21 protein-coding genes and 3 tRNA genes are annotated in these 21,476 nt (G+C 65.8%); 4 read left to right on the top strand and 20 right to left on the bottom strand.

The features are described from left to right. Window positions 1-32: 32 nt before the first annotated feature. Complete coding sequence (locus FHR73_RS09195; protein WP_273809285.1) at window positions 33-302, bottom strand: hypothetical protein; 270 nt, start codon at window positions 300-302, stop codon at window positions 33-35. 817 nt (window positions 303-1,119) lie between these two features. Here FHR73_RS09195 and FHR73_RS09200 point away from each other — a divergent pair. From FHR73_RS09200 to dacB, 4 genes are all read left to right on the top strand, one after another. Then, window positions 1,120-1,329: a cold-shock protein gene (locus FHR73_RS09200; protein ID WP_007159089.1), complete on the top strand. Its 210-nt coding sequence runs from the start codon at window positions 1,120-1,122 to the stop codon at window positions 1,327-1,329. A 107-nt stretch (window positions 1,330-1,436) separates the two neighbouring features. Then, window positions 1,437-2,093 carry a hypothetical protein gene (locus FHR73_RS09205; RefSeq protein WP_183630611.1) on the top strand — a complete coding sequence of 219 codons (657 nt, stop codon included), beginning with the start codon at window positions 1,437-1,439 and terminating at the stop codon, window positions 2,091-2,093. 26 nt (window positions 2,094-2,119) lie between these two features. Beyond that, window positions 2,120-2,269 carry a hypothetical protein gene (locus FHR73_RS09210; protein ID WP_017639713.1) on the top strand — a complete coding sequence of 50 codons (150 nt, stop codon included), beginning with the start codon at window positions 2,120-2,122 and terminating at the stop codon, window positions 2,267-2,269. Between the two features lie 168 nt (window positions 2,270-2,437). Beyond that, the gene (dacB, locus tag FHR73_RS09215; protein ID WP_007159092.1) at window positions 2,438-3,901 is read left to right on the top strand and encodes a D-alanyl-D-alanine carboxypeptidase/D-alanyl-D-alanine-endopeptidase; all 1,464 of its coding nucleotides are present in this window, start codon (window positions 2,438-2,440) and stop codon (window positions 3,899-3,901) included. Between the two features lie 158 nt (window positions 3,902-4,059). On the opposite strand, the gene FHR73_RS09220 is transcribed toward dacB, so the two are convergent. The 19 genes from FHR73_RS09220 to astD form a co-directional block, all read right to left on the bottom strand. Beyond that, complete coding sequence (locus FHR73_RS09220) at window positions 4,060-4,218, bottom strand: DUF3309 family protein (protein WP_007159093.1); 159 nt, start codon at window positions 4,216-4,218, stop codon at window positions 4,060-4,062. A gap of 203 nt (window positions 4,219-4,421) precedes the next feature. Next, window positions 4,422-6,077, bottom strand: a complete 1,656-nt coding sequence (locus tag FHR73_RS09225; protein WP_183630613.1) for a cation acetate symporter — start codon at window positions 6,075-6,077, stop codon at window positions 4,422-4,424. Continuing rightward, entirely contained in the window at window positions 6,074-6,385 is a 312-nt protein-coding gene (locus FHR73_RS09230) for a DUF485 domain-containing protein (RefSeq protein WP_133859542.1), read from the bottom strand. Before FHR73_RS09230 ends, FHR73_RS09225 begins: the two co-directional genes overlap by 4 nt. Window positions 6,386-6,481: 96 nt before the next feature. Continuing rightward, on the bottom strand, window positions 6,482-7,384 hold the full coding sequence (locus FHR73_RS09235; protein WP_183630615.1) for an HlyD family secretion protein: 903 nt from the start codon (window positions 7,382-7,384) through the stop codon (window positions 6,482-6,484). 27 nt (window positions 7,385-7,411) lie between these two features. After that, on the bottom strand, window positions 7,412-7,615 hold the full coding sequence (locus FHR73_RS09240) for a DUF1656 domain-containing protein (RefSeq protein WP_042135685.1): 204 nt from the start codon (window positions 7,613-7,615) through the stop codon (window positions 7,412-7,414). After that, window positions 7,602-9,605, bottom strand: a complete 2,004-nt coding sequence (locus FHR73_RS09245) for an FUSC family protein (protein WP_183630616.1) — start codon at window positions 9,603-9,605, stop codon at window positions 7,602-7,604. The genes FHR73_RS09240 and FHR73_RS09245 overlap by 14 nt, the downstream gene beginning before the upstream one ends. A gap of 153 nt (window positions 9,606-9,758) precedes the next feature. Further along, window positions 9,759-10,757, bottom strand: a complete 999-nt coding sequence (locus tag FHR73_RS09250; protein WP_183630618.1) for a tRNA-dihydrouridine synthase — start codon at window positions 10,755-10,757, stop codon at window positions 9,759-9,761. Between the two features lie 2 nt (window positions 10,758-10,759). After that, window positions 10,760-11,200, bottom strand: a complete 441-nt coding sequence (locus FHR73_RS09255) for a thioesterase family protein (protein ID WP_183630619.1) — start codon at window positions 11,198-11,200, stop codon at window positions 10,760-10,762. A gap of 142 nt (window positions 11,201-11,342) precedes the next feature. Next, window positions 11,343-11,419 (bottom strand) — tRNA-Arg (locus FHR73_RS09260). Between the two features lie 60 nt (window positions 11,420-11,479). After that, window positions 11,480-11,556 (bottom strand) — tRNA-Arg (locus FHR73_RS09265). Window positions 11,557-11,662: 106 nt separating this feature from the next. Next, a tRNA-Ser gene (locus FHR73_RS09270) sits at window positions 11,663-11,753 on the bottom strand. A 61-nt stretch (window positions 11,754-11,814) separates the two neighbouring features. Next, the gene (gene csrA, locus FHR73_RS09275; RefSeq protein ID WP_007159101.1) at window positions 11,815-12,000 is read right to left on the bottom strand and encodes a carbon storage regulator CsrA; all 186 of its coding nucleotides are present in this window, start codon (window positions 11,998-12,000) and stop codon (window positions 11,815-11,817) included. A gap of 155 nt (window positions 12,001-12,155) precedes the next feature. Next, window positions 12,156-13,391: an aspartate kinase gene (locus FHR73_RS09280; protein WP_183630620.1), complete on the bottom strand. Its 1,236-nt coding sequence runs from the start codon at window positions 13,389-13,391 to the stop codon at window positions 12,156-12,158. 84 nt (window positions 13,392-13,475) lie between these two features. Beyond that, window positions 13,476-16,100, bottom strand: coding sequence for an alanine--tRNA ligase (gene alaS, locus FHR73_RS09285; protein ID WP_183630621.1), 2,625 nt, complete (start codon window positions 16,098-16,100; stop codon window positions 13,476-13,478). A 185-nt stretch (window positions 16,101-16,285) separates the two neighbouring features. Beyond that, on the bottom strand, window positions 16,286-17,284 hold the full coding sequence (gene ltaE, locus FHR73_RS09290; protein WP_183630622.1) for a low-specificity L-threonine aldolase: 999 nt from the start codon (window positions 17,282-17,284) through the stop codon (window positions 16,286-16,288). An 11-nt stretch (window positions 17,285-17,295) separates the two neighbouring features. Further along, on the bottom strand, window positions 17,296-18,303 hold the full coding sequence (gene astE, locus FHR73_RS09295) for a succinylglutamate desuccinylase (protein WP_133859551.1): 1,008 nt from the start codon (window positions 18,301-18,303) through the stop codon (window positions 17,296-17,298). Between the two features lie 37 nt (window positions 18,304-18,340). Then, entirely contained in the window at window positions 18,341-18,637 is a 297-nt protein-coding gene (locus FHR73_RS09300; RefSeq protein ID WP_183630623.1) for a GTPase, read from the bottom strand. Window positions 18,638-18,651: 14 nt separating this feature from the next. Continuing rightward, window positions 18,652-20,013: an N-succinylarginine dihydrolase gene (gene astB, locus FHR73_RS09305; protein WP_183630624.1), complete on the bottom strand. Its 1,362-nt coding sequence runs from the start codon at window positions 20,011-20,013 to the stop codon at window positions 18,652-18,654. Beyond that, complete coding sequence (gene astD, locus FHR73_RS09310) at window positions 20,010-21,473, bottom strand: succinylglutamate-semialdehyde dehydrogenase (protein ID WP_183630625.1); 1,464 nt, start codon at window positions 21,471-21,473, stop codon at window positions 20,010-20,012. Before astD ends, astB begins: the two co-directional genes overlap by 4 nt. Window positions 21,474-21,476 lie beyond the last annotated feature (3 nt).

Genomic DNA, 21,476 nt, shown 5'->3' on the forward strand with positions numbered 1-21,476 from the left:
TTGCTTCGGGTCACATCCGGTGCTCGCCTGACTCAGGCGGTCAGGCAGTCCGCGGCGAGCGGGATTTCGATGAAGAGACCAACGGTGTCAGCCTCGACCCGCATCGCGGCCACGACCGTATTCAACAGGAACGGATTGGTAGCCTGCTCGTTGGTCACTATGCGCTGGGTCAGCTTGATCGCCTGGTGGGCGTGGTAAACCGCTATCAGTATCTCATCGAGGTTCAGGCGACGAAGCTCGACGCGGTATCCGGCGAGGCCATGGCCCAGTGCGCGTCCTGCGCTTTCCAGTCCGTTTTTCACAGTAGATCCTTGGACCCTTGCGGTCCGGGGTAATGATTCGAACGAAATAATAGCACCTAGCCATTACCCAAATTGAGCACGTCATCACCGTTTCGACACCGCTGGCCTACAAGACCCGCCACGCCCGGGCTGAGCCCCTGCCTGCAACCGCTGGGCATCGCTTCGGCCGGTTGAACACGTACTCGTACAGCGACCTGGGTACGACCCGCGTTCGAATGCCTGAGCCACTGCCGGTATAGCTCGCGCCCCCCGGCATCTTCGTTCCAGCCGGCCAAGCGCTGCCCTCATGGCCACGGAAACGCTCTGCTTGAACGCTGGCGGGCGACATCTCGACGCTCAGGTCCCGAGTGCCGGCCTGCAATGAGGTATGGAGGAGGATGCAGGTGTGCATAGGCGCCTGAAAAACGTGGAGAACCAACAGGCGGTCACCACCGATTGCTGAATACGATGTAGTGCCCAGCTTCTCGCTTCCGACACTTTCTGTCCGGGAAACGATTCAGCACGGAGTGCTACTCGCAGTCGACCGGTCCAGGCCCGGGACCGCGCTCAGTGCCCCCTCCTCCAACAGCCATTTGCCCGCTCCAACTCGCGCTTCGACCATGGTCGGTAAAGTCAACATCGGGCAGCTCAAAGGTCTTGTTTTGCGCAAGCCAGTCTGAGACCATTCTTCGCTGTCAGGTGAGGCGGTCTCCACGGAGCTGCCGACCTGTCGAGAACCTGGAGTACATCAGGGCCAGCTTTCGCGGCATGGGTTTCTCCTCGTTTCAAAACTGTCGTCCTCGCGGACAACAACGTCATCTTATTCAAGGAGAAATCCATGTCTACTCGCCAAACTGGCACCGTCAAGTGGTTCAACGACGAGAAAGGCTTCGGCTTCATCACCCCCCAGAGCGGCCCGGACGTGTTCGTTCACTACCGTTCCATTCAGGGTAACGGCTTCAAGAGCCTGCAAGAAGGCCAGGCTGTTTCCTTCCTGGTCGTGCAAGGCCAGAAAGGCCTGCAGGCCGATGAGGTGCAGGTGATCTAATCACCCGCCTTCTCGAAAAAGCCCAACCCCCGGTTGGGCTTTTTTTTGCGCAGACGTTGGCCCCTTGCCAGCTTGCGCTATCGCCACTTAGGGATGAGGTGCGTTTCATGAAGACTCTCGCTGCCCTGCTCTGCCTGCTCCTGCTCGCCGGTTGCGCCGCCTTTCCCGGTGACGAACTCTCTTCCCAGCCGTTTCGCGCGCCCCTGAGCGAGCAACCGCAGCGCCCCAGGGTGCTGGTGGAATTTAACTTCTATCGCGGCACTGTCGAAGACGCCAAGGACGCGACGTCGATCGCCGTCGCCCGCGAAGGCCTGAAGCCGCGGCTGCGCGAGATCCTGGCAGGCTCCAGGCTGTTCGACCGCATCACCCTGGTGCCGGAACCCGGCAGACCCGACGACGCCCTGCTGCGCCTCAAGCTCTACAACAGCACCTCCTACGCCGCCGCCATCGCCAGTGGCCTGATTACCGGCGCCACCTTCTTTCTCGTCCCCGGTACCGCCAAGGACGACTACGTACTGACCGCCGAATGGATCGCGCCGGGAAGCGGTCCGTCCACCCGCGTACGCAACGCCAGCTCGGTGCGCACCTGGATGGGTGTCTGGTTCCTGCCGCTGGCCGCCAGCCATCAGGCGGGGACCGCCATCGAGGAAACCTTCGCCCGCCAGGTCAACGACGCCCTGCGCCAGCTGCAAAGCGCCGGCGTGTTCGCCGACCACTCCTCGCTCCAGGGGAACGGCGAAACGCCTGCGCCGGTCACACCTTGACCGGCAATCACGTAGACGAGGATCCCATGGCCGAAGAAAAGCGCAAAGCCGACGAACGCGAACTGCCCAAGGACGAAAAGCCCCTGCGCACCGAGCACGCCAAGACCGATGACGGGCGCGATCCCCCTTCGCCCAACAGTCCGGACCGCACCAAGGACGCCACGGGCTACAACTGATCCCGACCTTTTCGGAAACGACCGCCACGGCGGTCGTTTCTTTATGTACGCCCTGCCCCGCGGGGTTGGCTCGTTCCTCCCTCCTTACTGCATAATGCCCACACTCCGACGTCTATCGGCCCCTTTTCTCTTCAACTAGGCCGGTACCCTGCCAAGGTGTGTGTCCCGATGCGAAAGACCTTCCGATCTCTGGGCCTGCTGCTGAGCTGCTGCGCCCTGGGCTTTTCCCTGCCCGTCAGTGCCGATACCTCCTACCTGCCACCGCGAATCGAAAAGGCGATGCAGACCAACAAGATCCCCGGCAGCGACCTGTCGCTGGTGATGCTGCCCCTCGATGGGCCGGGCGAGAACGACTACTACAATGCCGACGTCTCGGTGAATCCGGCGTCGACCATGAAGCTGATCACCACCTTTGCCGCCCTGGAACTGCTGGGTCCCACCTACCAGTGGAAGACCGAGTTCTATACCGACGGCACGCTCAAGGACGGCATCCTCAACGGCAACCTCTACCTCAAGGGCGGCGGCGATCCCAAGCTGAACATGGAGCGGCTATGGCTGCTCATGCGCGACCTGCGCGCCAATGGCGTACTGGAAGTCACCGGTGACCTGGTGCTGGATCGCGGTCGCTTCGTGAAACCCAACCTGCCGGCCTTCAACGACGACGGCGAAGACGAGAACAAGACCTTCCTGGTCGGTCCGGACTCGCTGCTGGTCAATCTCAAGTCGGTGCGCATGGTGGTGCGTTCGGCCGATGGCCGGGTCAGCGTCTCCATGGATCCGCCGCTGACCAACGTCAACATCGACAACCAGATGCGCGCCACCGGCAAGAGCGGTTGCCCGGCCTGGCCCGAGGTGCGCTTCAATCCGGTGCCCCAGGCCGATGGCAGTACCAGCCTAGTGGTCAGTGGCCAGTTGCCGGATGGCTGCAACGCCCAGAGCTATCTGTCGCTGCTCGACCACCCGGCCTACACCGCCGGTGCGGTGCGGGCCATCTGGCAGGAACTGGGCGGCAGCATCAAGGGCCGTACCCGGGAGGGCAGCGTGCCGCGCAATGCCGAGGTGCTCGCCCGGGCCTTCTCGCCCGACGTGGTGGAGATCATTCGTGACATCAACAAGTACAGCAACAACACCATGGCCCAGCAGCTGTTCCTTTCCATCGGGGCGCAATTCCGCACCTCGGCGGATGCGGACGACAGCAAGGCGGCGCTGCGGGTCATCCGCTCGTGGCTGGCGCGCAAGGGCATCAATGCCAGTCACCTGATCATGGAGAACGGCTCCGGCCTGTCACGGACCGAGCGGGTCAGTGCCCGGGAGATGGCCGAGATCCTGCGCGCCGCCTGGCAGAGTCCCTATGGCCCGGAGTTCATCTCCTCGCTGCCACTGGCCGGCATGGACGGCACCCTGCGCAAGCGCATGAAGAATTCGCCGCTGACCGGCCAGGCGCACATGAAGACCGGCACCCTGAACAACGTACGGGCCCTGGCGGGCTTCGTCCGGGACGCCAACGCGCGCAACTGGGTGGTGGTCGCCATCCTCAACAGCAGCCGCCCCTGGGGTGCTTCGTCGATCCTCGACGAGGTGGTGCTGGATCTCTATCTGCGCAGCCGCCAGGACGGCGCGGTCGCCAACTGACGCGCAAAACAAAACCGGCGTCTGCTCGCGCAGACGCCGGTTTTGTTTACCACACTCGGCAAGGCAGGCCGGAAAGCCGACGTTACCGCGCTGCACCGCATTGGGCAAGAACTTTGTCCAACGCACCCTTGTGGGGCATTTTCGGGCCTTGAACGGGCCTAGATCATGCCGAGCAAGAGCAGTACCAGCAGGACGACCAGGATGGCGCCCACGATACCGGACGGGCCGTAGCCCCAGCTGCGCGAGTGCGGGAATACCGGAAGTCCGCCGATGAGCAGGACCAGCAGCACCAGAACCAGGATGGTCGAGAGAGTCATCTGCCATTCTCCATGAAGGCCAAAGGTCGACCGTCGCCGTAACAGGATGATACGAAGCGACGGGCTTATTCCATGGACCCGCGCCAGCGGCGGAAAATCCCGACGTCGTCAGCTAACCCTACCCGCCCTCGCCGCCTACCAGGTGACAGCGCACAAAAAAGCCTGGATCAGGGATCCGGGCTTGGTCTTGTCGCGGATGTCTGTCAGTGCGAGACGGCGCCGCTGGCGCCCAGACCGGTCTGGGATCTCACGAACTGCGGATAGAAGCGAGCACGCTCTTCTTCGGCCGCCGCCGATTTGTCGGTGATGGAGAAGAACCAGATACCAATGAAGGCCACGGCGATGGAGAACAGCGCCGGGTATTCATAGGGGTAGATCGGCTTGGCATGACCGAGGATGGTCACCCAGATGGTCGGGCCGAGCACCATCAGCGCCACTGCGGTAATCAGGCCGAGCCAGCCACCGATCATGGCGCCGCGGGTGGTCAGACGCTTCCAGTACATCGAAAGCAGCAGGATGGGGAAGTTGCAGCTGGCGGCGATGGAGAACGCCAGACCCACCATGAAGGCGATGTTCTGCTTCTCGAAGAGGATGCCCAGGGCGATGGCGACTACGCCGAGGGCCACGGTGGTCATCTTGGAGACGCGGATCTCGTCCTTTTCGTTGGCCTTGCCCTTCTTGATCACGCTGGCGTAGAGGTCATGGGAGACCGCCGAGGCACCGGCCAGGGTCAGACCGGCGACCACCGCCAGGATGGTGGCGAAGGCCACCGCCGAGATGAAGCCCAGGAAGATGCTGCCACCCACGGCGTTGGCCAGGTGCACCGCCGCCATGTTGTTGCCACCCAGCAAGGCGCCGGCGGCGTCCTTGAAGGCCGGATTGGTGCTGACCAGCAGGATGGCGCCAAAGCCGATGATGAAGGTCAGGATGTAGAAGTAGCCAATGAAGCCGGTGGCGTAGAACACGCTCTTGCGGGCTTCCTTGGCGTCGCTGACGGTAAAGAAGCGCATCAGGATGTGTGGCAGGCCGGCGGTGCCGAACATCAGCGCCAGACCCAGGGAGAAGGCCGAGATCGGATCCTTCACCAAGCCGCCGGGACTCATGATGGCCTCGCCCTTCGGGTGCACGGCGATGGCTTCGGCGAACAGGCGGTTGAAGTCGAAGCCGACGTGCTTCATCACCATGAAGGCCATGAAGCTGGCACCGGACAGCAGCAGCACCGCCTTGATGATCTGTACCCAGGTGGTGGCCAGCATGCCGCCGAAGAGTACATAGAGCACCATCAGGATACCCACCAGCACCACGGCGATGCTGTAGTCCAGGCCGAACAGCAGCTGGATCAGCTTGCCGGCACCGACCATCTGGGCGATCAGGTAGAGGGCGACCACTACCAGCGAACCGCAGGCGGACAGGGTACGGATGTCCTTCTGCTTGAGGCGATAGGACGCCACGTCAGCGAAGGTGTACTTGCCCAGGTTGCGCAAGCGCTCGGCGATCAGGAACAGGATGATCGGCCAGCCCACCAGGAAGCCGATGGAGTAGATCAGGCCGTCGTAGCCGGAGGTGAACACCAGGGCGGAAATGCCCAGGAAGGAGGCGGCCGACATGTAGTCGCCGGCGATCGCCAGGCCGTTCTGGAACCCGGTGATGCGCCCGCCGGCGGCATAGTAGTCCGCGGCGGAGCGATTGCGTTTGGAGGCCCAGTAGGTGATGCCCAGGGTGGCCCCGACGAAGGCCACGAACATCAGGATGGCGGAGACGTTCAGGGGTTGGCGCTGGACCGCGCCACTGATGGCATCGGCGGCCCAGAGCGAAGGCGAGAGGGCCAGCAGCGCAGCGGCCAGGGAAAGACGTCTCATGGCTGCACCTCCCGGAGGATTTCCGCGTTGAGCCGATCGAATTCCCCATTGGCCCGGCGCACATAGATGCCGGTCAGGACGAAAGCCGAAAGGATCAGACCGACGCCCAGGGGAATGCCCCAGGTCATGGCGGTCTCCGCATGGATACGGGTGCCGAGGACCTTGGGCGCGAAGGCGATCAGAAGGATGAAGGCGGAATAGAGTCCGAGCATGATGGCGGAAAGCGTCCAGGCGAATCGCCCGCGCTTCGCCACCAGTTCCTGGAAACGCGGACTGGCTTCAATCCGCCGGTAGGTGCTGTCATTCATTATTGTTGTTCCTTACAGCATGACGGGAGCGTCGAGCTCTACTCTAGGCCCGCCCGGTAAGGCTTCCAGACGACTTTAGTCGTACCCCTCCAGACCTCAGTAATCCCAGAGCCGACGCCAGCCCTGTAGCGGGTGGTGACCCTCGCCATCGACCACCGAAACGCTCGCCGTCATCCCCGCGCTGAGGTGGATATCCGCGGGTACGTCGAGTAGTTCGATACGCACTGGAATGCGCTGTGCCAGGCGCACCCAGTTGAAGGTCGGCTCGACGGTGGCCAGCAACTGGGCATCGTTGGCCGCATTGCGGTCGGTGATGCCGCTACTGATGCTCGCCACCCGTCCCTGCAGCGGCGCTGCCTGGTTCATCAGGCGCACCCGTACCGCATCGCCGGGATGGATGTGGGGAATCTTGGTCTCCTCGAAATAGGCCATGACGTAGAAGGAGCGGGTATCCACCAGCGCCATCACCGCCTGGCCGGTCTGCACATAGTTGCCCTCGGCGAATCTGAGGTTGGTGATCCGCCCCTCCCGTGGCGCCAGCACCCGGCTGCGATCCAGGTTGATCTGGGCCAGGTTCACGTCGCTCAGGGCTTCCTGGTACTGGCTGCGGGCGACCGCCACGTTGACCTGGGCGGTCTCGCGATCCTCGGCGCTGATGGCGCTGGAGCCCAGCCGCTGGCGCCGCGCCGACTCGCTCTCGCGCAGGCGCAACTGCTGCTGGCGCGTATCGGCCACCGCCTTGGCGTGGTCGAGATTGGCCTGGTAACGCTGCTGATCGATCTGCAGGAGCAGGTCGCCGCGCTTCACCAGCTGGTTGTCCACCACCGCCAGGCGCGTCACCCAGCCCGACACGTCGGGCGCCACCACCACCACATCCGCCCGCACCCGCGCATCGCGGGTCCAGGGTGTGTAGAGATAGAAATGCCACAGCCAGGTACCGGCCAGGATGGCCAGCAGTACCACGATCAGGGTTATCGCCACACGCAGGGTCTTGTGCATCGCCTTGGGGATCCTTTTGTAAGGGGCTCAGGTGGCCAGGACGGCAACGAGGCCGGCCAGCCAGAGCACGAACAGCGCACAGCCGAACAGGGCGCTGTGCCACAGATGGCGGCCGAGGCCGCTGCGCTGCAGCAGCCACAGCGACAGCGCCGTCAGCAGCAGCGCCAGGACGCCATAGACGAACAGCGGCCCCAGATAGACCCCGCCGATGGCCCATTCATGCAGATTCATCCGCGCCCTCCTCCGCTACTGCCTCTAGACAACAGCCACACCAGGTCTGCTGGAGCTGGCCGATGGCTCCGCGCGCCAGGCGACGCGGTTCATCGTCGGGAGCCTGGTCCAGCGCCAGGCGCAGGCGCTCCGCCGCCGTGTCCAGCGCCCCCGGCTGCAGGTCACCGAAGCCCACCGCCAGTTGCTCGGCGAAGCGCCCGAGAAAGGCATCCCGCGCCCGTGCCACTTCGCCCTGCGCCCCCGCCAGGCAGGCCCGCAGGTGCAGCAGTTCATTACCCAGGTCCAGTGCCAGCAGCCCCTGCTCCCAGCGCCCGCGCTCATCGGCCGACAACTGCTCGATATGCCGCGCCAGCAGCAGCAGGCGATCCGCCATGCGCCCGCCGAACCAGGTCTCGGCATTGGCCAGGGGGACCGTGGTCAGCCGCTGCAGGTCGTAGGTGGTGGCCTCGAGGATCCGGCGACTGGTGCGCCGCGGCGTGCGCAGGCTGATCAGGCGGAACATGAGCACGGCCGACCCGACACCGATCAATAGACTCTGCAGCTGGTTGAGCAAGGCGCCCATCTCCACCTGGCCGTGGTTGTTGGGCGAGACCAGCACCAGCAGATGGATGGCGAAGGCCGTCGCCGTTCCCACTACGCCGGGAGGCCCGGCCATCCCCAGGGCGGCGAAGAACAGCGGCACCCCCAGCACCAGGCACAGCAGCGGATAGCCGCTGATCTGCGGCAGCAGCACCTGGCTGATCAGGATGGCGACCGGCGCTGCATAGAGAATGCCCCGCAGGAAACCGAGGCCGATGGCGGCGGCGTTGTCGCGATTGGCGAACAGGCTGCAGATGACGCCGGCCATCAGCATGGCGCCGGGCGCGGACGGCCAGGCACTGGCCAGCCAGAACACGCCCACGGCCAGCAACGCACAGGCGCTGCGCAGGCCATAGAGCAGCGCCGTCTGGACATCGCGATGGCGGGCCAGCGCCGAGGGTGCCACGGCACTGAGCCGGGCCGTATGGACGCTGTCCAGGGCGCGACCGGCGAGCAGGATCTTGTCCAGCAAGATGGCGAAGCGGGCCAGCAGGTAGCGCTGGTCGTTGTCGAGCTGGGGCGAGGTGCCGGCAGCCGCTCTCAGACGCTGCAGAAGGGCCTCCAGCGCCGGAGCCTGGGGGTCGGCCAGGGTCACCAGCAGTTCGTCGCGCCAGGGCTGCAGCGCGGCCCTCCGTGGCTCGTCCAGGCCACGCCACTGGCGCATGGCGCCGCGAGCGGTGCGCAGCAGGCTGAGCAGGTCCCGCGATAACAGCCGCAACGCCCTGGCGCGCTGCCGGCCGCGTTGGCCTTCGAACCAGGCGTGATCGCGCTGCGCATCGACCGCCACCACCTGGCCGAGCATGGCCAGCAGCCCCTGGGTGGCATCCTGGGCCTCGGCCAGCTCCGCCCGGGCCGCCGCCACGCCCTGCTCCCAGGTGCGGCGTGCCTGGGCGGCCAGGTTCTGCTCCACCCGTTGCGGCCAGAACAGTGCGCTCACCGCCGAGGCCACGACGATCCCCAGGCAGATCTCGGTACAGCGGGCCACCGCCTGGTCGAACACCGTCAGCGGATGGGCGATGGCGGGCAGGCCGATGATGGCGACGGTATAGCCGGCCAGTACGAAGCCATAGGCGACGTGATTACGCAACAGCGTCGAGGCCGCCGTGCACAGCGCCATCCAGCCGGCCAGGGCGAGCAGGAACAGCCAGGGCGTCTGGGCGAAGAAGCCCATCAGCACCACCGCCATGCAGGTACCGGCGACGGTGCCGAGCAGGCGGAACAATCCTTTGGCCAGCACCATGCCGGACAGCGGCTGGGAGACGATCATTACCGTCATGCAGGCCCAGACCGGCTGTTCGAGACTGAAGCGGAAGGCCAGCCAGAGCGCCAGTCCGGCGGCGAACAGGGTCTTGCCGGCAAAGAGGAGCGCCGTCGGCGTGGGAGCGAGAAAGACCGTCCAGGGTAGACGCACGTCGGCTCTTGGATTGCGGGGGATCCAGCATAGGCCGCGCGGCCCAGGCGAAGTTCCAGCGGTTGTCCCGGACGAAAAAAAGGCGACCCGGGGTCGCCTGAAGTGCCTTGCGTGCTCGAGCGACGACGCTCCGTCGTCACCACTCCCTGCAGACTAGACGAGTTGCAGCCGCCGCTCTTGATCGAGATCAAGGTTTGCCGGGTTTTGTCCGGTCATGCCGAGCAGGCGGTCGATCAGGGCGCAGTCGGATTCGCGCCGCACCTGGGCGAACAGGGCCGCCGCCTCGGGATAGCTGCGCGTCAGCATGCCAAGCCACTGCTTGAGGCGTCCCGGGGCATAGCGCGGCGCCAGCTTGCGTTGCGCCATGCTCCAGAAGCGCTGCACCCGCGGCAGGATCTCGGCCCAGCTTTGCGGGACGGTCTCTTCTCCGCGTACGGCAGCGGCGATCTGCAGCGCCAGGTCCGGTCGCGAGACCAGGCCGCGCCCCAGCATGACCGAGGCCTGGCCGCTGACGCTGCGACAGCGCCAGTAGTCGTCCAGGGTCCAGATCTCGCCATTGGCCAGCACCGGCACGGACACCCGGTCCGCCACCCGCGCCACCCACTCCCAGTGCGCCGGCGGCTTGTAGCCCTCGACCTTGGTCCGCGCATGGACCACCAGCTGAGCCGCGCCACCCTCCGCCAGCGCCTCGGCGCAGGCCAGGGCGCTGTTCGGGCTGTCATAGCCCAGGCGCATCTTGGCGGTGACCGGAATGTGCGCCGGAACGGCCTGGCGCACGCTCGCGACGATGCGGTTGAGCAGCTCGGGCTCCTTGAGCAGCACCGCCCCGCCGCGCGACTTGTTGACGGTCTTGGCCGGGCAGCCGAAGTTGAGATCGATCACCGGCGCGCCCAGGGTGCAGGCGAAGGCCGCATTGTCGGCCAGGCAGGCCGGATCCGAGCCCAGCAGCTGCAGCCGCATCGGCGTACCGGACGGCGTACGCGCGCCCTGCTCCAGCTCCGGTGCCAGCTTGGCGAAGGCCGCCGCCGGCAGCAGACGATCGCAGACGCGGATGAATTCGCTCACGCACCAGTCGAGTCCACCCACCTCGGTCAGCAGTTCGCGCAGAATGTCGTCGACGAGGCCCTCCATGGGCGCCAGGGCGATCTCCATGCTCAGAGGTCCTCGTCAGGCAGCGCCTGGCCGTAGCCGGCCAGGAATTCGGGCGGCATGCGCCTGGGCTTGCCGGAAGACAGCTCGATACAAACGAAGGTCGTCCGGGCGCGCAGCAGGGTCACGCCATCGGCGGGGCGCTGCAGCTGGAATTGCCGGGTCATGCGCAGGCGGCGGTCCCAGTCCACCAGCCAGGTGCCCAGCACCAGCTCATCGTCCTGGTAGCCACTGCTGAGGTAGTCGATCTCGTGGCGCACCACGGCCATGGCGCGATCCAGGCGCTGGAAGGTGGCCAGATCCAGGCCCAGGGCCGCCGAATGCTGCCAGGCGCACTGTTCGAGCCAGCCGACGTAGACGGCGTTGTTGGCATGGCCCAGGCCGTCGATGTGCTCGGCACCGATGCGCAGCGGCAGGAGATGGGGCGTCGGTCTGTCCCACTGCATGAAGAGACCCTCTCGCGGGCAAGGTCGAAAGACGGGAAGCCGGACCGGATACGAACCTGGCCAGGTCATCGGTCGCGGATACTGGCACGAATCCACGGACAATAAAAAAGGGCCTGCATCGCTGCAGGCCCTTCTTCATGTTTGGCGCACTCGGGAGGATTCGAACCTCCGACCGCTCGGTTCGTAGCCGAGTACTCTATCCAGCTGAGCTACGAGTGCGTTTCGGTGCGTTTAGCCAGAACACCGCTGGTACTGCTGAAGCCAGAGGCTTCGTCGATTTGGCGCACTCGGGAGGATTCGAACCTCCGACCGCTCGGTTCGTAGCCGAGTACTCTATCCAGCTGAGCTACGAGTGCGTTGAAGCTGCGTATTCTAGCCTCCGTTTCTGACGTGTCAAGAAAATTTTCTTGTTTATCAGGTACTTACCAATCGGTCAGTACAGCGGAGCCAGTTTGAAGCAAATGGCGGTGAGGGAGGGATTCGAACCCTCGACACCCTTTTGAGGTGTACTCCCTTAGCAGGGGAGCGCCTTCGGCCACTCGGCCACCTCACCGCAACGGGGCGAAACTATATCGAAGGTTTGCCCGTTTGCAAAGAGAAAAATTCAAAAAAAATCAGTGGTTTGGTTCTTGGTCCTTTTCCTTCTGGATGCGCTGATAGATTTCCTCGCGATGAACCGCGACTTCCTTGGGTGCATTGACGCCGATGCGGACCTGGTTGCCCTTGACTCCCAGTACCGTCACGGTGACTTCATCACCCACCATCAGGGTCTCACCAACCCGACGAGTCAAAATAAGCATTCCATTCTCCTTAAGCTTTAACTCAGTCTGCACGTATGAACCGAAACGATCCCTGAATGGACCCTCTAGTCGCTATTGACCTCTGTCCATGCAAGTAAAGTTCCGCAGAACCCGCGTCAGATGAGGTCCCTGTGGCAGGGACCTCATCTGACCGGTCACTCGGCGCCGCGTGCGGGGGCGTCGAGCTCGAAAGCGGTATGCAGGGCACGGACGGCCAGCTCGAGGTATTTCTCCTCGATGACCACCGACACCTTGATTTCGGAGGTGGAGATCATCTGGATGTTGATGCTCTCCTTGGCCAAGGCTTCGAACATCTGGCTGGCCACACCGGCATGGGATCTCATGCCAACGCCGACGATAGAAACCTTGGCGATCTTGATGTCACCCACGGACTCCCGGGCACCGATCTCGACGCCGGTGCGCTTGAGGATCTCCAGGGCCGCCTGGTAGTCGTTGCGGTGCACGGTGAAGGTGAAGTCGGTGGTGTTATCGTGCGCGACGTTCTGCACGATCATGTCGACTTCGATGTTGGCCGCGCTGATCGGGCCGAGGATCTTGAAGGCCACGCCGGGGGTATCCGGCACACCGCGAATGGTCAGCTTGGCTTCGTCACGGTTGAAGGCGATGCCGGAGATGATCGGCTGTTCCATGGATTCCTCTTCATCAAGGGTAATGAGGGTGCCCGGACCCTCTTGAAAGCTGTGCAGCACGCGCAGCGGCACGTTGTACTTGCCGGCGAACTCCACCGAACGGATCTGCAGCACCTTGGAGCCGAGGCTGGCCATTTCCAGCATTTCCTCGAAGGTGATCTTGTCCAGGCGCTGGGCCTGGGGCACCACGCGCGGATCGGTGGTGTAGACGCCGTCGACATCGGTGTAGATCTGGCACTCGTCGGCCTTCAGCGCGGCCGCCAGGGCCACGCCGGTGGTGTCGGAGCCACCCCGGCCCAGGGTGGTGATGTTGCCCTGCTCATCGACGCCCTGGAAGCCTGCCACGACCACCACCTTGCGCGCCTTGAGGTCGGCGCGGATGCGGGCGTCGTCGATCTGCTGGATGCGCGCCTTGGTGTGGGCGCTGTCGGTGAGGATGCGCACCTGGCTGCCGGTATAGGACACCGCCTGGACGCCGCGCTTGAGCAGCGCCATGGCCAGCAGGCCGATGGTGACCTGCTCGCCGGTGGACACCATGACATCCAACTCGCGCGGATCGGGTTGCTCCATGATCTGCTTGGCGAGGCCGATCAGGCGATTGGTCTCGCCACTCATGGCCGATACCACCACCACGATCTGGTCGCCCGCCTCATGGAAGCGTTTCACCTTCTCGGCGACCTGCTCGATACGCTCCACCGTACCCACCGAGGTACCGCCGAATTTCTGTACGATCAATGCCATTGCTTGCTGCCCGTCCGCAGAAAAATCTGATTCAAGTTGTTGAGGGAGGAAGCGGGCCGCCCTCCCCGGCGACCCGCAGCGCTCTTAGAGGCTTTCCTCGGCGTACTGGCCGGCACAGGCCAGGGCCGCTTCGAGCTGGCTGGCATCGCTGCCGCCGCCCTGGGCCATGTCCGGACGACCGCCGCCCTTGCCACCGACCACGGCCGCGGCGCGCTTCATCAGCTCGCCGGCCTTGAGCCTGGCGGTCAGGTCGGCGGTGACGCCGGCCACCAGCACCACCTTGCCGTCGGCTTCGCCACCCAGCAGGATCATGCCGCTGCCGAGCTTGTTCTTGAGCTGGTCGACCAGCGCCAGCAGCGCCTTGCCGTCGAGGCCATCGAGGCGGGCGGTGAGCACCTTGGCGCCCTTGACGTCCTGCGCCTGGTCCACCAGGTCACCGGCCGAGGCACTGGCGGCCTTGGCCTTGAGCTGCTCGATTTCCTTTTCCAGCTGGCGATTGCGCTCGACCAGCGCGGCCAGCTTGTCCAGCACGTTGTCGCGACTGCCCTTGAGCAGGCTAGCGGCTTCGCGCAGCTGCTCCTCGGCGCCGTTGAGGTAGGCCAGGGCCGCCGTGCCTGTGATGGCTTCCACGCGGCGCACGCCGGAGGCCACGCCGCCTTCGCTGACCAGCTTGAGCAGGCCGATGTCGCCGGTCTGGGCGACGTGGGTACCGCCGCACAGCTCAACGGAGAATTCACCGCCCATGCCGACCACGCGCACCACGTCGCCGTACTTCTCGCCGAACAGCGCCATGGCGCCACGGGCCTTGGCCTCGTCGATGGCCATGACCTCGGTGGTCACCGCGCTGTTCTTGCGGATCTCTTCGTTGACGATGGTCTCGATGCGCTTGAGCTCCTCGGGTTTGATGGCCTCGAAGTGGCTGAAGTCGAATCTCAGGCGCTGGTCGTTAACCAGGGAGCCCTTCTGGTGGACGTGATCGCCCAGCACCTGGCGCAGCGCGGCGTGCAGCAGGTGGGTACCGGAGTGGTTCAGGGCGATGCCCTGGCGGCGGCTGGCATCGACCTGGGCCATGAGCGCGGTGCCGACGTTGAGGCTGCCCTTGGTGACCACGCCATGGTGCAGGAAGGCACCCTGGGTCTTGGTGGTGTCGCGCACGGCAAAGCCAACGCCGGCACTTTCCAGGGTACCGGTATCACCGACCTGGCCACCGGATTCACCATAGAACGGCGTCTGGTCGAGGATGACCACGCCCTCCTCACCTTCGGCCAGGCTGTCCACCGGCTGGCCGGCGCGGTACAGGGCGACGATGGTGCCCGAGGCACTGGTGGTGTCGTAGCCGAGGAAGCGGGTTTCGCCCTCGACCTTGACCAGGCTGTTGTAATCCACGCCAAAGGCGCTGGCGGAGCGGGCGCGCTCGCGCTGGGCTTCCATTTCGCGCTCGAAACCGGCCTCGTCGAGGTTGAGGTTGCGCTCGCGGGCGATGTCGTTGGTCAGGTCGACCGGGAAGCCGTAGGTGTCATAGAGCTTGAACACCACGTCGCCGGGGATGGTATCGCCCTGCAGTTGCGCCAGATCCTGTTCGAGGATCTTCAGGCCCTGCTCCAGGGTCTTGGCGAACTGCTCTTCCTCGGTGCGCAGTACGCGCTCGATGTGCGCCTGCTGCTGGACCAGCTCGGGATAGGCCTGGCCCATCTCGGCCACCAGGGCGGCGACGATCTTGTGGAAGAAGGTGCCCTTGGCACCCAGCTTGTTGCCGTGGCGGCAGGCGCGGCGAATGATGCGACGCAGCACGTAGCCGCGGCCTTCATTGGACGGCAGCACGCCATCGGCGATCAGGAAGCTGCAGGAACGGATGTGGTCGGCCACCACCTTGAGCGACGGAGCGTCGTCGTTGGCGCAGCCGATGGCTGCGGCCGAGGCCGCCAGCAGTTGCTGGAACAGGTCGATCTCGTAGTTCGAATGCACGTGCTGCAGCACCGCGCTGACCCGCTCCAGGCCCATGCCGGTGTCGACGCTGGGCGCCGGCAGCGGATGCAGGACGCCATCGGCGGTGCGGTTGAACTGCATGAAGACGTTGTTCCAGATCTCGATGTAGCGATCGCCGTCTTCTTCCGGCGAGCCGGGCGGGCCGCCCCAGATCTCGGCACCGTGGTCGAAGAAGATCTCGGTGCAGGGACCGCAGGGACCGGTGTCTCCCATGGTCCAGAAGTTGTCCGAGGCATAGGGCGCGCCCTTGTTGTCGCCGATGCGCACCATCTGCGCCTCGGGCACTCCGACTTCCTTGGTCCAGATGTCGTAGGCCTCGTCATCGGTGGCGTAGACGGTGACCCAGAGCTTTTCCCGGGGCAGACCCAGCCACTGGGGCGAGGTGAGGAATTCCCAGGCGAAGGTGATGGCGTCGCGCTTGAAGTAGTCGCCGAAGCTGAAATTGCCCAGCATCTCGAAGAACGTGTGGTGACGCGCCGTGTAGCCAACGTTCTCCAGGTCGTTGTGCTTGCCGCCCGCGCGCACGCACTTCTGGCTGGTGGCGGCGCGGGTGTAGCTGCGCTTTTCCATGCCGAGGAAGCAGTCCTTGAACTGGTTCATCCCGGCGTTGGTGAACAGCAGGGTCGGATCGTTCGCAGGGATCAGCGAACTGGAGGCGACCCGGGTGTGCCCCTTCTCTTCGAAGAAGCGGAGGAAGGCTTCACGGATTTCGGCGCTTTTCATATTCATTCCAGACAATGGGCTTTTCGACGCGCGTGACGGGCATCCGACTGGATCGCAGACGAGACGAACGGAGCGGGCGCCGCAGACGCGGCACGTGTGGAAAACGGACACGCATGTCTGGGAGTATATCGACGCCCGCGCCCCGGTGTCGCCCCGGTTGCGCAGGAAAAACGTCGTCGGAAGCCTTAGCGGCGGCGGTAGGCGGAGAAAGCGGCGATGACCGCCTCGATATCGGCCGCACTGACGTCCAGATGGGTGACCAGCCGCAGGCGCGCTGCCGGGCTGATACGGATGCCATGCTCGGCCAAAAAGGCCTGCAGGGCCGGCGCCTCGTCGCCCAGGGCGAGATAGACCATGTTGGTCTGCACCGGCTCCACCTGATAGCCGAGTTCGGCCAGGGCGGTGCCGAGTTGCGCCGCGTGGGCGTGGTCCTCGGCCAGGCGCTCGACCTGGTGGTCGAGGACATGCAGACCGGCGGCCGCGAGGATGCCGGCCTGGCGCATGCCGCCGCCCACCACCTTGCGCCAGCGCCGCGCCTTGGCGATGAGCGCGGCATCGCCGCAGAGCACCGAACCCACCGGCGCGCCGAGGCCCTTGGACAGGCAGACCGACACCGAGTCGAAATGCTGGCTGATCTCGCGCACCGTTACGCCGAGCTTGACCGCGGCGTTGTACAGCCGCGCGCCATCCAGGTGCAGGGCCAGGCCGTGCTCCCGGGTGAAGGCGCGTGCCGCCGCCAGATAGGCGAGTGGCAGCACCTTGCCGTGCATGGTGTTTTCCAGCGCCAGCAGCCGGGTGCGGGCGAAATGGAAGTCATCGGCCTTGATGTAGCTGCGCACCAGGTCAAGGTCGAGACTGCCGTCGGCGGCCATCTCGATGGGCTGCGGCTGGATGGAGCCGAGTACCGCGGCGCCGCCGCCCTCGTACTTGTAGGTGTGGGCCTGCTGGCCGACCAGGTATTCGTCGCCCCGCTCGCAGTGCGCCAGCAGGCCGAGCAGGTTGCTCATGGTGCCGCTGGGCACGAAGAGTCCGGCTTCCAGCCCGAGATCGCCTGCCAGACGCTGTTCCAGACGGGTGACCGTGGGGTCTTCGCCGTAGACGTCGTCGCCGAGTTCGGCGGCCAGCATGGCCTGGCGCATAGCTGGCGTGGGCTGGGTGACGGTATCGCTGCGCAGATCGATCATGAGGTCGCTCCTTATGCCGGGACCACGATGAGTCCGGCCCGCAGGCCGACGGCGACCTTGGGATTGGGGAAGATGATGCGCGCCTCGGCCTCGTCGACGATCCAGCGCTCGCTGCCGTCTTCGGCCAGCAGCGAACCCTGGCGCAGCGGCGAGAAGTTGGCCACGTCGTCGGCCAGGTGCAACTGGAAGCGCGGACTGGACTTGTACACCTGGCGCGCCACGCGGAATCTCAGCAGCGAGGAATCCGGTGGCGGCAGCTCGGCTTCGCGACCTTCGACCAGAGCTTCCAGCAGCAGGCGCAGGCGACTCAGGTCGAGCTCGCTGTTCTCGCCGAAGGGTCGTGCCTGGCCCAGCTCCAGGGTCAAGGCCTCGGCCTGGCATTCGGCGTAGGTATAGGCACTGAAGGTGATGCCCGGCTTGTCGTAGAGCAGCACGGCCTCGATGCCGGCGGCTTCGAGGCGCTGCAGCTCGGCTTCCGAGTGCTCGCGCCCGGCACTCCAGGGATACAGGGCGAAGCGCGGCAACGCCGAGGCGCGCAGCGCGGTGTGCAGGTCGTAGTGCAGTCGCGCCCGATCGGGCTTGCTGAAGAACTGCGCGGACAGGCGCTCCAGGTCGTTGGCGCGTTGCGCCTCGGAGCCCTCGGCCTGGGCATGGCGGCCATTGAAGAGGCGATTCAGATCCTGTTCGACATAGCGGGTGCCCCGGCGCATGGCGTCGGGATTGCCGTACATGAACAGCAGGCGGCAGGCGGGACGCAGGGCGCCGCTGGCGATGCCGCTGAGCAACGCGTCGAGCAGCTCCATGGGCGCCGTCTCGTTGCCATGGATGCCCGCCGAGAGCAGCAGGTCCATGCGGTTGTCGCGCGCCACCGGCGGGGTGACTTCCAGCACGCCTTCGGTCAGCCAGTGGAGACGGGTGCCGTCGGCAGTCAGTTGAATCTTCTCGGTCGGCTCGCGGCCGGCCAGGGTCAGGTCCAGCAGGCGGCCAAGCGCCAACCGATAACGTTCAGATGCAGCCATGCTCTACTCCGCTGAGCGACGTGTCGGGGCTAGATACTCAATGATCGTGGCCGCAACCGCAATCGGCGTCATGCACATGATTCTCATCGCCTTCGTCGGCGAAGGTCTCCAGGGCGATGGACAGGCCCAGGGCATTGAGTGCCTGGGGGCGCAGCACCAGGACCGGGGTCTGCTCTTCGTCATCCTGGGAGTCGGCGAAGATATTGAGGCCGCCAGCGCCATCGGCTTCCAGCCAGAGGTCGCGACCGGCCAGGCGGATGGCCAGGCGCTGGACCTGCAGCGTCTGCTGCTCGTCGGCGGTGGGTTCGAGGATGAGATCGAGAAGGTGGCTCATGGGGGCTCCGGACGTCAGGGCAATTGAAAGGGATAGACCGAGCCGAGGCCCAGCAACTGGGTCAACTCGTCGAGGGCGGTGCGGACTTCGCCCAGCAACTGGGGATCGGCGAGATCCGCAGGTGTCAGGCGGTCGCGGTAGTGGCGATCCACCCAGTCGAGCAGCTGGGCATGCAGCGCTGGAGTGAAGCGCACCCCCGGATTCACCGCGGCCAGCTCCTCGGCGGTGAGCGCCACCCGCAGGCGCAGGCAGGCGGGGCCGCCGCCGTTCTGCATGCTCTGCTTGAGATCGAAGACCTTGACCTCACCCAGCGGGCCTGCGCCCTTGACCTGGGCCTGCAGATAGTCCCAGACCACCGGATTCTGCCGGCACTCGTCGGGCACCACCAGCAATGCGCCCTGCCCCGGTCGATCCAGCAACTGGCTGTTGAACAGATAGGAGCGCACGGCGTCACCGACGCTGATCTCGCTGCGCCGCACGCAGAGGCGCTGCAAGGTGGCGCCGCGTCGGGCGAGCTTGGCTTGCAACTCGTCGAGCACGCGGTCGCTGTCGAGGAAGGCGTCTTCGTGGTGGAACAGCACCTGGGCATTGCCCACCGAGATGACGTCGTTGTGGAAGACGCCCTGGTCCACCACCGCCGGATTCTGCTGGGCGAACACCACGCCCTCCTCACTCAGGCCATGCAGGCGGGCGATGGCCTGGGAGGCTTCCAGGGTCTGCCGGGCCGGATAGCGATGGGGCTCGGGATAGCGCGGATCGAAGGCGCTGCGACCGAAGACGAAGAATTCCACGCCCGGGGCGCCGTGGTCGTGACTGAAGCGGGTGTGGTTGGCCGCGCCCTCGTCACCGAACTGGGCCACCGAGGGCAGCGGCGCATGGTGCTGGAAATGCGCGGGATCGCGAAACATCGCCTGGAGTATGCGCGCCGTGGTACTGGGCTCGAGACTGCGGTGGAACTTGCAGGCCAGGTTGGCCGGGGTGAAATGCACCCGGCCGTCTCGGGTATCGGCGCTGGGGCTGACGGTGGCGGCGTTGGCCGTCCACATGGCCGACGCGGAACTGGCGGACAAGAGCAGCGGCAAGGCTTCGCGCGCCGCGCCCTCCAGCACCTGGGCATCGCTGCCGGCGAACCCCAGGCGGCGCAGCGAGGCGATGTCGGGTCTTTCGTGGGGGGCCAGCACGCCCTGCTCGAAACCCAGCTCCATCAGCGCCTGCATCTTGGCCAGGCCCTGGCGCGCGGCCTCGCGCGGATTCGAGCACTGCTGCTTGCTGGCCTGGGAGGCCACGTTGCCATAGGACAGGCCGGCATAGTTGTGGGTCGGACCGACCAGGCCGTCGAAATTGACCTCCCGAGCAGCAGGGGCGTGGTGACTCATAGCTGTAGTCCTGGAGGCAGTTGGCTGGGCAGGGTCAGGGCGTCGCTTTCCAGCGAGGCGACCGGGAAGGCGCAGTAGTCCGCGGCGTAGTAGGCGCTGGGTCGATGGTTGCCCGAGGCACCGACGCCGCCGAAGGGCGCGGCACTGGCCGCCCCGGTCAGGGGCCGGTTCCAGTTGACGATGCCGGCGCGCACCCCCTGCCAGAAGCGTTCGTAGAGGGCCGGGTCGTCGGCCAGCAGCCCGGCCGCCAGGCCGAAGCGAGTGGCGTTGGCCAGCGCCAGGGCCTCGTCGAAGTCGCCGTAGCGCTGGACCTGCAACAGCGGCCCGAAGACCTCTTCATCGGGCAGGTCGGCGATCGCCGACACCTCGATGATCCCCGGCGTAAGCAACGCCCGCTGAGGTTCCGGCTGCCGCAGCTCCAGCAGTGCCCGACCTCCCTGCGCCAGGCGCTGTGCCTGGGTCTGCAGCAGGGCCTGGGCAGCAGCGAGGGAAATGACGGTGCCCATGAAGGGCGGCGGATCGGCGTCGAACGGACCGGTGCTGAGCCCGGCACTGACACTCACCAGGCGCGCCAGCAGAGCATCGCCCCAGGCCCCCTGGGGTACGAGCAGGCGGCGGGCGCAGGTGCAGCGCTGTCCGGCGGAGAGGAAGGCCGACTGGACGATGGTCACCACGGCGGCGTCCAGATCGGCCACCGGCGCCACCACCAGGGGATTGTTGCCACCCATCTCCAGGGCCAGCAATCGCTGAGGACGCTGCGCATTGAGACGATGCAGCGCCGCACCGGTGGCGCTGGAGCCGGTAAACAGGATGCCGTCCAGGCCCGGATGCGCGGCCAGGGCCTCGCCGGTGGTCCGGCCGCCCTGCACGAGATTGAGCACCCCGGCCGGCAGCCCGGCGGCGATCCAGCATTCCAGGGTCAGGGCGGCGAAACGCGGGGTCAGCTCGCTGGGCTTGAACACCACCGTGTTGCCAGCCAGCAGCGCCGGGACGATATGGCCATTGGGCAGATGACCGGGGAAATTGTAGGGGCCGAAGACCGCCAGGACGCCGTGCGGCCGATGACGGGTGACGCTGCGGGCGTCCGCCACGCTAGCTGAACGCTCGCCGCCACGGGCCGCCTCGGCCTGAGCGGAGATGGCCACCTTGGCGATCATGCTGCCGAGCTCGGTATCAGTCTCCCACAGCGGCTTGCCGGTTTCCTCGGCCAAGGCCCGGGTCAGCGCGGGACGGTGTTGCTGCAGCGCCTGGGCGAAGGCCTGCAGGATCTCCAGGCGCGCGGCCTGGCCGCGTCTTTCCCAGGCGGGAAACGCCTGGCGCGCCGCGGCGATCGCCTGGTCGACGTCCGCTGCGTCCGCGGCGGCGCCCTGCCAGAGCGCGGTACCGGCGTAGGGGTCGAGCGAGGTAAAGATCTCGCCGCGCCCGGGGCGCCACTGACCAGCGATATAGAGGCTATCCATGAG

It is taken from the genome of Pseudomonas sp. AS2.8 (assembly GCF_014190935.1).
Classification (GTDB): Bacteria; Pseudomonadota; Gammaproteobacteria; order Pseudomonadales; family Pseudomonadaceae; genus Chryseomonas.